This window comes from Pseudomonas sp. GW822-FHT04H02, from assembly GCF_058800645.1.
This window is the reverse complement of record NZ_JBXAMM010000003.1, coordinates 841,886-857,772: the sequence shown is the minus strand read 5'-3', so window position 1 is coordinate 857,772 and position 15,887 is coordinate 841,886. Positions and strand designations below refer to the sequence as shown.

Sequence of the window (15,887 nt, the reverse complement as noted above, 5' to 3'; positions counted from 1 at the left end):
ACGGGTTCCCGGCTTGCGAGTCGAGAATCGGGTCTAGTGGGCACTGCTTGAGGCGCCGATCACGCAGTCTGCCCCAACACCCACGCCCAGAACATCCCCGCGCCATACAACCCCAGCCCGAACACCGAATGCGCGATCAGGCTGCGCAGCCGGGCCACATTCGGTTTGGGCATCTTGCTCGCCGCGATCCCGGCGCCCATGCCCGGTTGCATCAGCAGGAACGGCGCAGCCACCGTCAATACGCCGATGATCAGGGCCGGTGCCAGGGTCGGTTGCCGCGCCCACTCCAGGCCGCAGATCAGCAGCAACAGGGCAGCAAAGACGACGCCGATCAGGTAGTGAGCCAGCCAGCCCAGTGCCCGCTCCCCGGGTACTGCATCGGCCTGGGCGATGCTTTGGTGCACAAACTTCCCACGAGGAAAATGCCCGATCCAGCGTCCGACCATGGCCCAGTTGGGGCCAGGAATGTTCAACACTCGCGCCAGAAACAGCGTCCACAAATCAAGGACCAAGGTAGCGCCGACACCGATCAGCAGTGCCGGTAAAATCAACGCCATGAACTCATGCATAAAGACTCCTGGGTATGGATGGCTGCACTTCAGCCTCGGCTATGGGTGTGATAATGTTTCATTCAATTAAGTGATTGAATGATCAATAAAGCAGCAGGAGCTGTCAATGACCGATTCGATTTCCCCTCAACAGCCTCTGGCGGACATGGCCGAGCTGGCACGTATTCTCGGCCATCACCACCGCCTGATCCTGCTGGAGCACATTGCTCGTGGCGAGCAGCCGGTGGAGCGCCTGGTGGAAGCCTCCGGACTCTCGGTGGCCAACACCTCGCAACATTTGCAACAGCTGCGCCGGGGCGGTTTCGTGCAGACCCGGCGCGACGGCAAGCGAGTGCTCTACAGCCTCAGCCAGGGGCCGTTGGCCGCACTTCTGGGGGGCTTGCGCCAATACGTCGATTACAACCACGGGCAGATCCGTGAGCTGCTGGCCGACAGCGAGCAGCAGCCGGGGCGCCTGGAAGGCATCTCCCGGGAAGAGCTGCGCCAACGCCTGCAGGAGGGCGGCATGACCCTGCTGGACGTGCGCTCGCCGCAGGAGTTCGCCCTTGGGCATTTGCCGGGGGCAATCAATATCCCGGTGGAAGAGTTGGAGCAGCGTCTGGCCGAGTTGCCCGCGGGCCAGGAGTTGGTGGCTTACTGCCGCGGGCCCTACTGCGTGCTGTCACACAATGCCGCGGCCTTGCTTCGCGCCAAGGGTTTCAGGGTGCGGCGCCTGGACGACGGTTTCGTCGATTGGCAGGCCGCCGGCCTAGGGGTGGAAACCACCCGGTAAAAGTGTCGCAGAGTCGGCCATACAGGACATTGCCTATAGGGCCATGATCCATATCAACAGGGTTTTCAGAAAAATCCGCTACAAGGACATCAGGCTCGGACCCACAAGGTATCGAGCCCCGGGCCTGTACCGTGAAGGCCGGGATAACCAATAAAAACCTTTGTGGATATCGGCCGAGGGGACCACCCCAGGCGGATTTTAAAGGAATAACCTGATGGCTTTTTCTCTGTCACGCCTGTGCCTTCTGGGCGCTGCGTTGCTCTGCGTACACTCCGTTCAAGGCAGCGAGCCGACCCCGGCAGCCGCCGCTTCCTCCCCAGATTCCGAACTGATCCAGCGTGGCCAGTACGTGGCCCAGCTCGGCGACTGCATTGCCTGCCACACCGCCAAGGGCGGGGCCACCATGGCCGGTGGCCTGGAGCTGAAGACGCCCATGGGCACCATCTACTCCAGCAACATCACCCCGGATAAAGACACCGGTATCGGCAGCTACAGCTTCGAAGCATTCGACCGCGCCATGCGCGAAGGCGTAACCCCTGACGGCAGTCATTTGTACCCGGCCATGCCCTATCCGTCCTACGCCAAGATGACCGAAGAGGACATGCGCGCCCTCTACGCCTACCTGATGCACGGGGTGGAACCCGTAGCCCAGGGCAACCTGGAAGCCGACATGGGGTTCCCCTTCAACCAGCGCTGGGGCCTGTGGTTCTGGAATCTGGTGTTCGTCGACAAGCAGCCCTTCAAGCCTGACCCGGCCAAGGACGAACAGCTCAATCGCGGCGCCTACCTGGTCCAGGGCCTGGGCCACTGCGGTTCCTGCCATACCCCGCGGGGCATCGCCTTCCAGGAGAAAGCCATGAGCGACAGCGAATCCGGCGGCCAGCACTACCTGGCCGGCGAGACGGTGGAAGAGTGGCGAGCCCTGAGCCTGCGCAACCTGTGGACCGTGGAGGACACGGTGCAGTTGCTCAAGACCGGGCAGAACCGCTTTGCCACGGTATCCGGCAACATGGCCGACGTGATCCACCACAGCACCCAGCATTTCACCGACGCCGACCTGACGGCCATCGCCGCGTACCTCAAGTCCCTGCCGGCCGGCAAGGACGACTTGCCCATGCCATCGGTGGCCCTGGCCCCGGCGGCCCCGCCGAACAACCTGTTCACCTCCCGTGGCGGCCTGGGCTACGCGCAATTCTGTTCCGACTGCCACCGTCAGGACGGCGCCGGTGTGCCGCAGATGTTCCCGTCCCTGGCCGGCAACCCCAGCGTCGCCTCAGCCAACCCGACCTCCTTGCTGCACATCACCCTGACCGGCTGGAAGACCGCCCAGACCGCGGCCCATCCACGGGTCTACACCATGCCCGGCTTTGCCCAGCTGGCCGATGGCGAGATCGCCGAGATCCTCAGTTTTGTCCGCAGCAGCTGGGGCAACAACGGCTCCGCCATCAGCGCCGAGCAAGTGAAGAAGATGCGGGCGCAACTGAGCCCGCAAGTGGAAAGCACCCTGTTCGAAACCCCGCGCCTGGCCAACCTGCTGGCGGCGCCGAATGCCGAGCAAGTGGTGCGTGGCATGCGCCTGCATCTGGAAACCAAGGCCCTGCTGCCGGACAACGTCGGCAACTCGCTGAACTGCACCAGTTGCCACCTCAACGCCGGCACCGTGGCCGACGGTTCACCCTTTGTCGGTGTCTCGGCGTTCTTCCCCGGCTACGCGCCGCGAGCGGGCAAGACCATCACCCTGGAAGAGCGCATCAACGGCTGCTTCCGCCGCTCCATGCACGGCAAGCCGCTGCCGGTGAACGGCGCCGACATGCAAGCCATGGTGGCTTACTTCGAGTGGATGAAAATGAACACCCGCCCAGAAGACAAGGTGGCCGGCCGCGGTGTGGGCAAGATCGATCCGGCCCTCAAGCCCAATGCCGACAATGGCAAGCAGGTGTACGCCAAGCAATGCGCGGTGTGCCACGGAGCCGATGGCGAAGGCCTGAAACGCGCCGACGGCAGCCTGATCTTTCCGCCGCTGTGGGGCGATCAATCCTTCAACATCGGTGCCGGCATGGCCCGGACCTACACTGCGGCGGCCTTCGTCAAACGCAACATGCCGATCGGTTTCCACGAGAAGTTCCCCCTGGGCCAGGGCGGCCTCTCGGACCAGGAAGCCCTGGACGTGGCCGAATACTTCTCCCACCAGCCGCGCCCGGACTTCCCGGACAAGGTCAAGGACTGGCCCAACGGCGGCCGTCCGGCGGACGCCCGTTACTGAGGGCTTGACCCTGTAGTCGCCGCCTTTGGCTGCGGCTACAGGCCCCGCAGAAAAATCTGCCGACGCGCCCTGGCGCCGAGGTAAGATTGCCATCCTTTGCGTCAGCCTTCGCTGTCGGTCCTTCAAGGATGAATCATGCGGTTTCGCTCGATCCTGTTGCTGAGCCTGTCTCTGGGGCTCAGCGGTTGTGCCTTTGTTTCCGCGCTCAAAGCGACCACCGTCAGCTACCGGGTGCCGGCCGATGCCGGTGAAACCGCGCTGATCCGCATCGTTGCCCAGGGGCTGGTGCGTGGCGTGCCCTACAGCGATTGCATCGACTGGCGCAAACCGAGCTCCGGGCTGATGGTTCGCCCCCATCGCGGCATTGCCAATCCCAATTTCCGCAACCTGGGCATTCCCATGACGGCCGCCACCGACCGCATGCGCCGCCAGGAAGGCTTTGGTGCCAACGAACTGAAGATCCCGGCCAATCGCCCGTTCGCCTTCATGTTCTACAACACTGAACCGGGGATGGATAAGGACTACCGCGCCGTTTGCGAGCAAAGCGTGACCTTCGTGCCCGAGGCCGGCGCCACCTATCAGATGGTGTTTCTCCAGGATCAGATGTGCACCGCCATGCTGCGCAAGATCGACGACAAGGGCGAGATGCTGCCGGAGCGGGTGGCGCTGCGGCCTACCGATTACTGCAGCGCCGATGCGCGCTAGGGCAAGAACCTACGGGCCATAGTGCTTGCAGATTTCCTCCCAGATATAGGCGCCGCGAAAGCGGATCCAGCGGATGAACAAGCGGTCGCGAAAGGCCTGCCAGCGGCTGCTGCGCCGCAGTGCCAGGCTATCCTCGATTTCCTCCAGCAAGGACTCCCGCTCGAAGCCGATCCAGATCTCCGGGATCACCGACATCAGGTTGATGTAGCACACCGGCGCCACCTCTTCGTAGAGAATGCGCTCCACCTCGGCCCGGTCGTAGTCCTGGGTTTCCCGGGCGATGTAGGCGTAGTCCACCTCGTTGTCGACAAAGGCGTCCGAGAGCAGGTAGCGGATGGTGTCTCGCTGTACCGGGGTGATCGGGCTTGAAGGCATGTTGGGGCGGGTCCTTCCTGGTGGCCGGCGACAGCGAATTCTATCTCGGCGCAATCATCCGTGTCGGCGCCGTGCCATTGGCATTGTGCTGATAGATCGCCACGGGCTGCCCTTGCTCATTGAAAAACACCTGGCCGATCCCCGACGAGTTCCACAGCCGCTCCCCGGCCTCGGCATGCTCGGGCACATGGGGCATCACCTTCATCCGCCGGCGCTTGGTGAACCAGTTCAATGGCGAGCGCGGCGAGTAGAGCCAGCGGTTGAGGCGGTCGAACCATTCCAGCAGGGCGGCGGGGAATTCGTTCTTGATGCCACTGCTGGTGATCTGCCAGATCCGCGGGCCGCCCTGGCGGTGGCGGATCAGCACTTCGTAGACGAAGGAGTAATGCACATCCCCCGAGAGAATCACGTAGCTGCCCGGGGTCCGCGAGTGGCGGAAGATGTTCAGGATCACCTGGGCGGAACCGCGATGGGCCATCCAGTTCTCCGCGTCCACCAGCAGCGGGTAGCCGCACCAGCTGAAGACCTTCTGCACCGTTTCGATCAGCTTGACGCCGAAGATCGGCGCCGGTGAAACGATGATCGCCGAAGGGTGATCCAGCAGTTCGTGTTGCAGTTCGCTCAGGGCTTCCCAGTCCAGCAAACCCGAGGGCTGGCCCAGGTTGGACTCGCTGCGCCAGCGCCGGGTGCGGGTGTCCAGCACCACCAGGGCCGGGGTGCTGGGCAATACGTATTGCCACTGCTGGAAACCCAGCAACTGGTCGATCAGGTCGTTTTGGGCCTGACATTCCAGCATGCGTTCCGGAGTTTGTGCCGTGGTGCTCAAGGCCCGGGTGTGTTCCAGCAGTTGGGCGAAGGCATCCGGGTTGTTGCCCCAGCCCTGGCACAGCATGTAAGCCAGCAGCGCGTTGCCGATGATGCGTTTGGAGAAGGGGTGACCGTAGGCGGTTTCTTCCCATTGGGCGCTGAGGTTCCAGTCGTCGGTGATGTCGTGGTCGTCGAAGATCATCAGGCACGACAGGTGGGCAAAGACCCGCGCGGCACCCTTCAGGCCCTGGACAAAATCGTCGATGCGCTGCTGTTCCCGGGTGTAGCGCGTTTGCTGTTCCGGTGTCAGTCGTGGCGGCTGCGGCGTGATCAGGGTCCAGGGCAGCGGTGACCATACCAGCAGGTACATGGCCAGCACCTCGGCGAAAGTCACCAGGTGGTTGTCAGCGTTGCTGCTGGTGAAAATCGGTTTTTTCACCCCGCCGAAAAACCGCTCGCGCAGGGTTTCATTGCTCTTCAGCGCCGGGAGCAATTCGGCCCGCTGGTAGTAGCTGGCGCCATGGCGGTACAGCGCCTGACTGTCGGCCACTACGGCGCCTTCCAGTTGTTCATCGAACAGCCCGAGGCGCTCGATCAGGGCGTGAATGGCCCGCAACATGGGCCCGGCCACATCGTCGGCGTACACCTGGTCGCCGCTCATCATCAACAAGGCCGGGCGTTGTGCAGGCTCGGGTTGTTGCGCCAGCAGGCGGTCGACGCAGAGCAAGCCGTCAGCGGACGGGTGATGGGGCTTGCGGCAGGAGCCGTGGAGCAGGTTGTCGATGCGGCTGTGGAGCACGAACTCAGGGGTCCTGGCATCGCCATACAGCAGGTGCGGCGCCCAATTGGCAATAGCCCGGGCGCTGTCCTCGGCATCGTTGATCAGCAGGTCATAGGCGATCGTCACGTCCAGGGGCAGGGCATCGTCCAGTGCCACATCGATCAGATGGATGAAGGCATGGCGACCGACGGGAATGACCTGGCATTGCTGCGGGTCGAGGGCCAGATCCAGGGTCGCGCTGCCAGCGGGCTGCATGCGCAGGGTCAGCGCCAATGCCCTGGAGCCCACCAGCCACAGCACCAGCCGCGTCGGCTCCAGGCGGCGCAGCAACGGGCCGGCGAGAACAGGAGGCAGGGCAGTGGGGGGCGTGGTCGGGAGCATCTGCTGCGGGATCTCTAGCGGTTGCAAAGGGGGCGAAATGGTAGCGCAGCCGATGTCGAAGAAACGTCGGTTGCGCGGGCTGGAGCAAGGCTTTTGTATCCGATTATTTATGGGCGTGGGCCCGCATTGCCCGCAAGCTGTTGTACCTGATGATCCATGGCGTCCTGGTGAATCTGCGCCAGCATCCAGTCGATAAACACCTGGGCTTCGGGGGCCGCATCACTGGCCAGCGCGTAGTAATAGCGGGTCAGGGGCTGGCGCAGGTCCGGCAAGGGGCAGATCAGGCGGCCGCTGGCCAGGTCCTTGGCCAGCAACGATGCCGGGCACAGCGCCAGGCCCAGCCCGTCGACGCAGGCCTGGAGCACGAAGTGCATATGGTCGAAATGCAAGGTCGGCGAGGTGCGCAGCGGTTTCAGGCCGCAGTGCTCCAGCCACTTCTGCCAGTCGCTGGCGCGGGTGCGGCTGACCAGCAAGGTATGTCGCGACAGATCATCGGGGCTGTTCAGTGCTGTGCTGTGCAACAGCGACGGCGCTGCCACCACCAGGATTTCGTCTTCCAGAAGGCGTTGGGGTTGCAGCGTGGTTGCCCAGCCGGAGCGGCCACGGCGAATCACCAGGTCGAAGGTTTCCTTGGCGGGATCGGGGAGCAGGGTGCTGGTCACCACCTCCGGCTGGATCTGCGGGTACAGCGCCATGAACTGCGGCAAGCGGGGAATCAGCCAGCGCACCGCGAAGGACGGCCGCACATTGATGGTGACCTTGCGCAGGGCCGCGCCGCGGCGCAGGGAGGCGGCGGCATTGGCGATCTGGGCCAGGGCCACGCTGACCTGCTCATGGAAGGCTTGCCCGGCAGGGGTGAGCACCGACTGGCGGATGCGCCGCTCGAACAGCAGCACCCCCAGGTGCTCTTCCAGCAACTTGATATGGCGGCTCACCGCGCTGTGGCTCACATGCAGTTCTTCGGCGGCGCGGCTGAAACTCTCGTGGCGAGCAGCGGCGGCAAAGGCGCGGACGGCGTTCAGGGGCGGCAGGTCAGTGATCATGTGTCTAATTTAGTCACATGTATGGCGCAATTAAAGCGTTTGTCAGTGCCGCAACAGAAGGTCACGCTGAACGCCGTTCATGACCTGCCGGTTTGCCTGCCATGCCCGATACCCACGCCCGCACCACCGACAAGGCTTCCGCCCGCGCCGCCTCGATCCTCGGCCTGTGCCTGCCCGGCGACACCTTGCTCTACCTGTTGCTGCCCATGCAGCACGAGGCCTTCGGCGTGACCCTGGCCGAAGCCGGCCTGTTGCTGGCAGCCAACCGCCTGGTGCGGATCTTCGGCTACAGCCATGTGATGCGCTTCTACGCCCGGCGCGGTGATCGCCCGGTTTGCGTGCTGGCCGCCTTCACCGCCGCCCTCTGTGCCCTGGGCTACGCCACCTTGTCCGGTTTCTGGTGGCTGCTGCTGTTGCGCCTGGGCTGGGGCCTGACCTACGCGGCCCTCAACCTGTCAACCCAGGTCATGGCCACCGCCGAGCCCACGGGCGCCGCCCGCCGCACCGGCCGCTCCCGGGCGCTGATCGCCACCGGGCCGATGCTGGCCTTGCCCCTGGGCGCGCTGGTCAGCGTCGAATATGGCCCGCGAGTGATCTTCCTTCTTATGGCCCTGACGTCGCTGGTCGCCCTGCTCCTGGCCTTCGGCCTGCCGAGCAAGCCCCATCCACTGGCCAGTTCCAGCCGCCGTTTTCAGCGCCCCGACAGCGTGGCGCTGTGGTCCTTTATCGAAGGGCTGGTGCTGGATGGTCTGTTCATCATTGGCCTGTCGCTGCAGGCCGAGCAGCTGATGGCGGGCAACGCGGTACTGGTGGCGGGCGGGCTTCTGGCCCTGCGCTACGTTTCGGAAATGCTCCTGAGCCCCCTGGGCGGCCTCGCTGCACAACGCTGGGGCGCGACGCGGATGTTGATCGTCTTCTCCCTGCTGACCTCTGTGGCCCTGGTGGGCTTTGGTTGCCATTGGCTGATTGTCGGCGGCGCCCTGGTGCTGGTGTTGCGGGCCCTGCAATTGCCGCTGGTGGTCACGGTGGTTGCACAGCGGCATCCGGGGGCGGGCAGGGTGCGAGCCCTGGCGGCCAATGCGGTGTGGCGGGATATCGGCGCCGGGGTCGGGCCCTTGATCGCCGGCTTGCTGCTGCCGGTGGCGTCCACGGTGTGGGTGTATTCGCTGGCGGCGGGGTGTCTGGCGGTGAGTGCGTTGGCGTGTCGAGAGGTTGGTGTCCGTGGGGAGGAGGGCAGACAGGCGTCTGCCGAAGAGGCTTAGGGGCGCCTCTGTGGCCACGGCCAGTCAGATCAGTTAGCGGAGTTCTGTAGGTGCGAGCTTGCGCGCGATCGTCACGAGCAAGCTCGCTCCTACAGGCCTCAGGCCGAGGCCTTGTGTTCTTCTCCGCGTTCAATGCTCTGCGGCTGGCCCTGCTCGATCACCCAGCGCAGCAGGTCGGTCACCGACACCCGATGCTTGCGCTCCACCCACTCCATGCCCTCAGGGCTGTAGTGCTCGCTGTAGCGGGTCAGCACCAGGTGATTCTGGTCTTCAGACATACGCAGGCTGACTTCGCGGCAATGCAGGCTGGCGTTGTCGAGCTTGGTCACGCGTTGCAGCAGCATCAGGGCGTGTTGTTCGCAGGTGGGCATGGGCAGCTCCTTTGCGGCAAGAGGGGCTGGGGCCGAGGCGGGTTTGAGCAGGCGCATGGTCAGGGTTCTCCAGCAAGGGGAAGCCGATGCTGGCAGGTGAACCTTGCGCAAAGATGTCTGCTTTATTGCGTGGCTGAAGGTTTGTTACCACGTTGAAATATATGACGGGCCGCGCCGAATGGTTTTAGATAACGGCTCTTTCCGACCTTGAGTGATGCCTGCTGGTGAGCCGTCTTTTGATCGTGGACGACGACATTGAAGTCCTCGCTCTGCTGAAGAAATTTTTTGTCCAACAGGGCTACCAGGTGGTGGTGGCCACCGATGGTGCGTCGCTGTGGGCGGCTCTGGAGCGGGAGGTGCCGGACCTGATCATCCTCGACCTGATGCTCCCCGGCGACAACGGCCTGACCCTGTGCCAGCGCTTGCGCCAGCAGCACGCCACGCCGGTGATCATGCTCACCGCCATGGGCGAGTTGAGCGACCGGGTGGTGGGCCTGGAGATGGGCGCCGACGATTACCTGAGCAAGCCCTTCGATGCCCGCGAACTGCTGGCCCGGGTACGGGCGGTGCTGCGCCGGGCCGGGGAGAACCGGCCGGTGAGCGCGGACGTGCCGCGGCCGCTGATCAAGTTCGCCGACTGGCAGCTGGACCTGACTCGCCGCGAACTGCGCTCGCCGGACCAGGTGATGATTCCGCTGTCGGCGGGGGAGTTCGACCTGCTGCTGGTGTTTGTCGAGCACCCGCAGCGCATCCTCACCCGCGAGCAGCTGCTGGACCTGGCCCGGGGCCAGGCCCATGACGCCTTCGATCGCAGCATCGATGTCCAGGTCAGCCGCCTGCGGCGCAAGCTGGAGTTCGACACCAAGCGCCCGGCGATGATTCGCACGGTACGCAACGGCGGCTATCTGTTCACCCCCAGCGTGACCCGCCAGTGAAGCTGATCAAGCCCTTGTGGCGTTATCGCCTGCGCGACACCGTGGCGCGCTGGATCGCCCTGACCATCATCATGGCCATGCTCACGGCCCTGGCGTTCAATGCACTGTTCGTGCAGTTGGCCGGGGTCTGGGCTTATCCGCCACTGGCGGAAACCGGGTTGCTGGAGAAGTCCGCGGCCATCGTGCGCATGGTCGAGGCCTCGGAGCCGGGCCAGCGCTCGCGGTTGGCGGCTTCGGTCAGCACCGATCACCTGAGCATTGTCTGGCAGGCGACACGGCGGGGCCTGGATCTGCCGCTGCTGGAAGACTCCGAATACCGCGACGGCTCCGAGGCGTTTCGCGCCTTGCTCGGCCCACCGCAGCGGCATATCGAGGCCTATCAGCCCAGCGACTGGCGAAGCGACCAAGGTCGCTACGCGCTGCTGGTGCAGTTGAGCGACCAAAGCTGGCTGATGTTTTCTTCGGCGTCACGCAGTTGGGGGCTGGAGGAGGGCACGCGCAACCTGATCGTAATTGCCCTGGTGCTGATTTCCACCGGCCTGGTGGCCTTGATCGCCACTCGCCGGCTGGCCAAGCCGCTGCAGCAGTTCGCCCAGGGCGCCCGGCGCTTTGCCGTGGACTTTCGCGCGCCGCCCATCGATCCGGTGGGGCCCCACGAGATCCGTCAGGCGATTCTTGCCTTCAACGCCATGCAGGCGCAATTGCAGCACTTCATCAAGGACCGCACCCAGATGCTCGCGGCCATCTCCCATGACCTGCGCACACCGCTGACCCGCATGCGCCTGCGCGGTGAGTTCATCGAGGATGCCGACCAGCAGCAGCGCCTGTTCCGCGATGTGGACGAGATGCAGGCGATGATCAATTCGGCCCTGGAATTCTTCCGCGACGATGCGCGGCTGGAGCAGGCCACCCATTTCGACCTGGCCGAACTGTTGCAGACCCTGGTGGACGACTACCGCGACCAGTCCATGGAAATCCTCTTCACCGGGCCGCCGCGTCTGGTGTATTGCGGCCGGCCCCTGGGGCTCAAGCGGGTGATGACCAACCTGCTGGACAACGCGCTCAAGTACGGTGCGCAGCCAGCCATCGTGCTGGAACAGGGGGCGGATCAGGTGCGGGTACGCGTGCTCGATCGTGGCCCGGGGATTCCACCCGAGGCTCTGGAACAGGTGTTTGCACCATTCTTCCGGCTGGAGAGCTCGCGCAACAAGAGCACCGGCGGCGTGGGCCTGGGGCTGTCGGCAGCACGGGCCATTGTCCGCGAACACGGCGGCGAGTTGCGGCTGTTCAATCGTGAAGGCGGTGGGCTGGAGGCGCGGGTGGAGTTGCCGCTGTAGCCGCTGCCGCAGTTGAGGGCTTGCGTCAGAGCTCCATTGCCTCCTGCCCTGGCCCGCTAGGCTTTTTTTCAAGCTGCCCGTAGCGTGACTTGCGCCATCCTGCATTTGCAGGATGGTTTCTGCCCTGGTGCGCCGGGATACTCGATCAGGCATTACCGCGCCCCTGGGCGCACCCTCGCCGAAACCGATAACAACAAGAACGGTGGGCACCATGAACGCAACCCTGGTCGTCCGGAACGCGCCTGCCGCCTGGACATTGATCGATCCGCCTGTGCAGTACCTGGCCCCGGGCCAAGGTTCTGAACATCACGTCTTCCGCTGTTCGTCCACTGGCATGCGCCAGACATCACGGCCTCAAGCGCCGCCCTGAGTTTGTCCTTCCTGCAATCGCACTTCTCTGTCTGTGGCCTCTGTCGCGGGCCGCTATTGCTCGTCCCAAAGAAAGGATCTGCTTCATGACTGGTAAATCTTTAGCCATGCTGGGCGCTATTTTGCTGATCGTCAGTCTTGGCACTCATGCGGCGCAGCCGCCGGTGCAGCCCTACCTGGCGCCTCAGGCGCTGGTTCTGGCGGCCTTCCTGCCTCCACCACCACTTGCCGGCAGCTCCGAGGACCGCCAGGACCTGGAGACCGTACTGCTGGTCCAGGGCCAACGCACGCCGCAGCAGGTGACGCAGGCCAAACGCGACGATCATCTGAGCGACGCGGTATTTCCCTTTGCCAGGGAGATTTTCGGGCCGCAGTTCACTCTCGACCGGCACCCGCTGACTGCGCAGTTCTTCCGCCGCACCCTCAAGGACCTGGTGCAGACCCTGATGCCTGCCAAGGCCCATTTCGCCCGCCCCCGGCCTTATGAGCTGAGCGCCGAGGTAAAGCCGGTGCTGGCGCCGCCGATGGGCGAGTCCTACCCCAGCGGGCACACCATGGATGCCTACCTGAGCGCCATTCTCCTGGCGCGGATGGTCCCGGAAAAGCGTGACGAGCTGTTTGCACGGGCCGCTGCCGCGGGGCAAAGCCGAGTGGTGGCCGGGGTGCATTACCCCACGGACCTTGAAGGGGGGCGGATCTCGGCGGTGGCCCTGGCCGTCGAGCTGTTGCACAACCCTGAGGCCCTTGACGACTTCAACCGGGCCCGGCGCGAACTGCGCGCCACCCTGGCCCTGGATTGACCTCCTATCCCTGAGCGCCGGCTACGGGCGGTGCTCCTTCACTGACAAGGAACAGTGCCATGTCCGTGTATCGCACAAGCATTGTGCTGCTGGGGTTGTGGCTGGGCCCGGGCGGTATCAGCCAGGCGGGAGATGAGGCCTGGGAGGAGCTGTTCACCGAGGGCGAGGCCCGGATGTTTTTCGATAACCAGTACTTCGCCCGGGATTACCGCAACGGGCCCAACAACAGTGGCCGTAACCGCTACAAACCGCGTAGTGAGCGCAATGGTTATCGCCAGGAGTGGGGCCAGTCGGTGCAGCTGTATTACCGTTCCGGTTTTACCCCCGGGCTTCTGGGCCTGGGGTTCGATGCCTTTGCCATGCAGGCCTTCAAGCTCGACAGTGGCGGTGGGCGCACCGGCACCGGCACCCTGGCGCTGGACGGCAAGGGGCATCCGCGGGACAGCCATGGCAAGGTTGGCGGTGCCCTCAAGCTCAAGGTGGCCGAGGCACAGTTGCGTTATGGCAATTTCACCACCCAGGCGCCGGTACTGGCGGCCAACAACAGCCGGATCATTCCCGGGATGGCCTACGGCTGGCAGTTGCAGCGCGACTGGGACGGGCTGAGCCTGGAAGCGGCGCGGCTGAGTGCCTTGTCCGGCCCCACCGAAAGCAAGGCCCGAGGCGGGATTTCCACGGTATACGGACGTTTATCCGGGGCGCGGATCAATATCGACAGCGCCCAGTACCTGGGGCTGAACTACAAGGGCGAGCAATGGCGCGGGGCTTATTACCTGGGGCAACTGGAGGACGTCTGGACCCAGCATTACCTCAACCTGGGCCACACCCTGGAACTGGCTGGCGAGCGCAGCCTGAGCAACACCTTCAACCTGTATCGCACCCGGGATAGCGGCGCCTCGTTGTTTGGCCCCATCGACAACCTGATCGCCTCCCACGCCCTGGCGTACCGTTTCGATGCCCATCGCTTGACCCTGGCCTACCAGCGCTCGTTTTCGGATACCCCGTTCGACTACATAGGTTTCGGAGACGGCCAGACCGGGCAATCCATCGTCCTGGCCAACTCCGCGCCCTATTCGGATTTCAACGGGCCACGGGAACGCTCCTGGCAATTGCGTTACGACCAGCGCCTGGCCTGGCTTGGGCTGCCGGACCTGAACCTGGGGCTGCGTTATCAGCGGGGCTGGGGAGTGGATGGCAGTCATGCCCCGGCCAACAGCATCTACCGTGGCCTGTATGGCGAAGATGGGCGTCATCACGAAACCGACCTGGATTTGAGCTACACCTTCAGCAGCGGTTGGCTGAAGGGCCTGCACCTGCGGGCCACGCAGATCTGGCATCGAGGCAACAGCGCCCAGGCCGATGGTTCCATCGACCAGTTGCGGATTCGCGTGCAGTATCCGCTGGCGCTGTTCTGAAGGGGCGGGGTGGGACTCAGGACCAGTCGAAGCAGAACAGCACCAGCCCTTCCACCGGTTCGTAGAACATCACGATCAGGTCGGCGCCGCTGATTCCGTAGTGGCTGGCCGGTACGCTGAGCGCGTGCTCGAAGCGCCGGCCAGCGGGGCTCAAGGGCCAGACGTCGATGTCGCCGCTGTCATCCGTGGCTTCGACGATATCCATGGGAAATTCCACGGTTTCCACCCAGTTGCCATAGCCCTCGGCGATGCCGGCCATCTGGTCGATGAAGGTCATGTGGTAGTCGCTGTCCTCCGGCCAGGTCAGGCGGCCGAGTTCCTGGTAGCGCTGGCGCGAAGCCTGGTAGGTGGCGTGCTCTTGGGCGTAATGGCGTTGCAGGCTGGCCCGCACGTTGCGCCGGGGCTCGGGCAGATCGGCATTGCCCGGGTGCAGGAAGAAGTAGCGCGGGTCGCCGCACAGGCGGTAGCGGCCGTTCTCGATCTTGAAGCCGATCCAGTTGGTCTTGAGCAGTTCGCTGCCAAAGCCGCAGTCTGCCGTCAATTCGCCTACCAGCCCCTCATCGGGTTCGATGGGGCTCAGCAGGTGCAGGCGCCCGGACCAGCCGGGGTTGATCAGGTTGGCGTCGATGGACAGCAGCGGCAGCAGGTGCTCGGCCAGTTCCTGCTGGTCGGCGACGAACACCTCCTGGGCATCGGGGTAGGCGACGGCGCCGGCCGGCAGTTGGGTGCATTCCGGGGTCTGGATCGTGGGCATGCAGCGGGTCCTTGCTCAAACGGGAACAACAGGGAAAGAAGGCCACGCCTCAGGCGCGGCTGTTACGGAAACTGCCGGGGGTAATGCCCACCACCTTCTTGAAGGCGCGGGTCATGTGGCTCTGATCGAAGAAGCCGCAGCTGAACGAGGCTTCCGCCAGGCTGGCGCCGGTGCGCAGCAGGTTCTGCACCTGGGCCACGCGCTTCTGGATCTGGTAGCTGTGGGGCGAGACGCCGACGGTCTTCTTGAACACGCGGATCAGGTAAAGCGGGTCCATGTCCACCAGTTGCGCCAGTTCTTCCAGGGGAATGTGCCGGGCGTATTCGTCTTCGAGCTTCTTCTTGATGAACTTGACGGCGCTGCGCTCGGCGCTGGCGATGGCGGCAATGGGGGCGCCGCTGCGTTCGAAGAGTTGGGTCACCAGGTCCAGGAGGATGGATTCGCGCTCCAGGCTGGGTGGGGAATTTTCGATGATCTGGTGTTGCTGGAGGAAGGTCAGGGCAAAGCTGGGGTCCAGGTTCAGGGCATTCTGGAACAGATGGATGTGCTCGGCGCCGAAGCGGCCCTGGAAAATCACCCGGTTGACCCAGCCCGGGTCGAGGTAAAGCATGCGGTACATCCAGCCCTGGTCATGCCCGGGGAGGCCGTCATGAATTTCCCCCGGGGTGATGGTGACCACGCTGCCGGCGCTGCCCAGGTAGTAGCTGCCTCTATAGAAGAGTTTTTCCACCCCGCTGCTTATAACGCCTACTGCATACCGATCATGTGAATGCCTGCCAAAAGACTGAGTGCTGTAACGCGCCGATAACAACTCACAGTCGCCTTCTGGTATTCGCCAAAACTGCACGAAATCCTTGTCTGGCCTAAAGACTTTGCCGGGTTGGTGCTCATCCATGAGTTTGTCCAGTTTTGTGCAATACGTTGGAAAAGAGGGCCGCTAAATTTAGC

Annotated in this window: 15 protein-coding genes; 8 read left to right on the top strand and 7 right to left on the bottom strand. The window is 64.1% G+C overall.

All coding sequences use genetic code 11. The features are described 5' to 3' along the window. Positions 1–59: 59 nt before the first annotated feature. Positions 60–569 carry a DUF2938 domain-containing protein gene (locus AC1RMG_RS16365; RefSeq protein ID WP_368995000.1) on the bottom strand — a complete coding sequence of 170 codons (510 nt, stop codon included), beginning with the start codon at positions 567–569 and terminating at the stop codon, positions 60–62. 106 nt (positions 570–675) lie between these two features. Here AC1RMG_RS16365 and AC1RMG_RS16360 point away from each other — a divergent pair, with 106 nt between their 5' ends. From AC1RMG_RS16360 to AC1RMG_RS16350, 3 genes are all read left to right on the top strand, one after another. Then, on the top strand, positions 676–1,341 hold the full coding sequence (locus AC1RMG_RS16360; protein ID WP_015636898.1) for an ArsR/SmtB family transcription factor: 666 nt from the start codon (positions 676–678) through the stop codon (positions 1,339–1,341). A gap of 214 nt (positions 1,342–1,555) precedes the next feature. Beyond that, a complete protein-coding gene (locus AC1RMG_RS16355) occupies positions 1,556–3,604 on the top strand; it encodes a c-type cytochrome (protein ID WP_125062152.1) in 2,049 nt (682 codons plus the stop codon). Between the two features lie 135 nt (positions 3,605–3,739). Continuing rightward, the gene (locus tag AC1RMG_RS16350) at positions 3,740–4,309 is read left to right on the top strand and encodes a hypothetical protein (RefSeq protein ID WP_125062151.1); all 570 of its coding nucleotides are present in this window, start codon (positions 3,740–3,742) and stop codon (positions 4,307–4,309) included. Positions 4,310–4,318: 9 nt separating this feature from the next. Here AC1RMG_RS16350 and AC1RMG_RS16345 read toward each other — a convergent pair whose 3' ends face one another. From AC1RMG_RS16345 to gcvA, 3 genes are all read right to left on the bottom strand, one after another. Continuing rightward, on the bottom strand, positions 4,319–4,684 hold the full coding sequence (locus tag AC1RMG_RS16345; protein ID WP_493169629.1) for a DUF7079 family protein: 366 nt from the start codon (positions 4,682–4,684) through the stop codon (positions 4,319–4,321). 40 nt (positions 4,685–4,724) lie between these two features. After that, on the bottom strand, positions 4,725–6,653 hold the full coding sequence (locus AC1RMG_RS16340) for an alkaline phosphatase D family protein (RefSeq protein WP_493169627.1): 1,929 nt from the start codon (positions 6,651–6,653) through the stop codon (positions 4,725–4,727). Between the two features lie 107 nt (positions 6,654–6,760). Next, positions 6,761–7,696: a transcriptional regulator GcvA gene (gene gcvA, locus AC1RMG_RS16335; RefSeq protein WP_401155497.1), complete on the bottom strand. Its 936-nt coding sequence runs from the start codon at positions 7,694–7,696 to the stop codon at positions 6,761–6,763. Positions 7,697–7,797: 101 nt separating this feature from the next. Here gcvA and AC1RMG_RS16330 point away from each other — a divergent pair, with 101 nt between their 5' ends. Next, positions 7,798–8,958: an MFS transporter gene (locus AC1RMG_RS16330; RefSeq protein ID WP_072442582.1), complete on the top strand. Its 1,161-nt coding sequence runs from the start codon at positions 7,798–7,800 to the stop codon at positions 8,956–8,958. Between the two features lie 98 nt (positions 8,959–9,056). Here AC1RMG_RS16330 and AC1RMG_RS16325 read toward each other — a convergent pair whose 3' ends face one another. Then, complete coding sequence (locus AC1RMG_RS16325; RefSeq protein ID WP_011063248.1) at positions 9,057–9,329, bottom strand: hypothetical protein; 273 nt, start codon at positions 9,327–9,329, stop codon at positions 9,057–9,059. 224 nt (positions 9,330–9,553) lie between these two features. Between AC1RMG_RS16325 and AC1RMG_RS16320 the strand changes: the two genes are divergently transcribed. The 4 genes from AC1RMG_RS16320 to AC1RMG_RS16305 all read left to right on the top strand — a co-directional run bounded on the left by AC1RMG_RS16320 (position 9,554) and on the right by AC1RMG_RS16305 (position 14,185). Beyond that, positions 9,554–10,264 (top strand): response regulator, encoded by a 711-nt coding sequence (locus AC1RMG_RS16320; RefSeq protein WP_011063247.1) that lies wholly within the window; start codon positions 9,554–9,556, stop codon positions 10,262–10,264. After that, positions 10,261–11,601 carry an ATP-binding protein gene (locus AC1RMG_RS16315; protein ID WP_065365239.1) on the top strand — a complete coding sequence of 447 codons (1,341 nt, stop codon included), beginning with the start codon at positions 10,261–10,263 and terminating at the stop codon, positions 11,599–11,601. Before AC1RMG_RS16320 ends, AC1RMG_RS16315 begins: the two co-directional genes overlap by 4 nt. Positions 11,602–12,056: 455 nt before the next feature. Beyond that, on the top strand, positions 12,057–12,770 hold the full coding sequence (locus AC1RMG_RS16310) for an acid phosphatase (RefSeq protein ID WP_493169623.1): 714 nt from the start codon (positions 12,057–12,059) through the stop codon (positions 12,768–12,770). Positions 12,771–12,829: 59 nt separating this feature from the next. After that, positions 12,830–14,185 carry an OprD family porin gene (locus tag AC1RMG_RS16305; RefSeq protein ID WP_262211882.1) on the top strand — a complete coding sequence of 452 codons (1,356 nt, stop codon included), beginning with the start codon at positions 12,830–12,832 and terminating at the stop codon, positions 14,183–14,185. Between the two features lie 16 nt (positions 14,186–14,201). Here AC1RMG_RS16305 and AC1RMG_RS16300 read toward each other — a convergent pair whose 3' ends face one another. Further along, positions 14,202–14,939, bottom strand: coding sequence for a hypothetical protein (locus AC1RMG_RS16300; RefSeq protein WP_011063242.1), 738 nt, complete (start codon positions 14,937–14,939; stop codon positions 14,202–14,204). A 49-nt stretch (positions 14,940–14,988) separates the two neighbouring features. Next, the gene (locus AC1RMG_RS16295; RefSeq protein WP_011063241.1) at positions 14,989–15,834 is read right to left on the bottom strand and encodes a helix-turn-helix domain-containing protein; all 846 of its coding nucleotides are present in this window, start codon (positions 15,832–15,834) and stop codon (positions 14,989–14,991) included. Positions 15,835–15,887 lie beyond the last annotated feature (53 nt).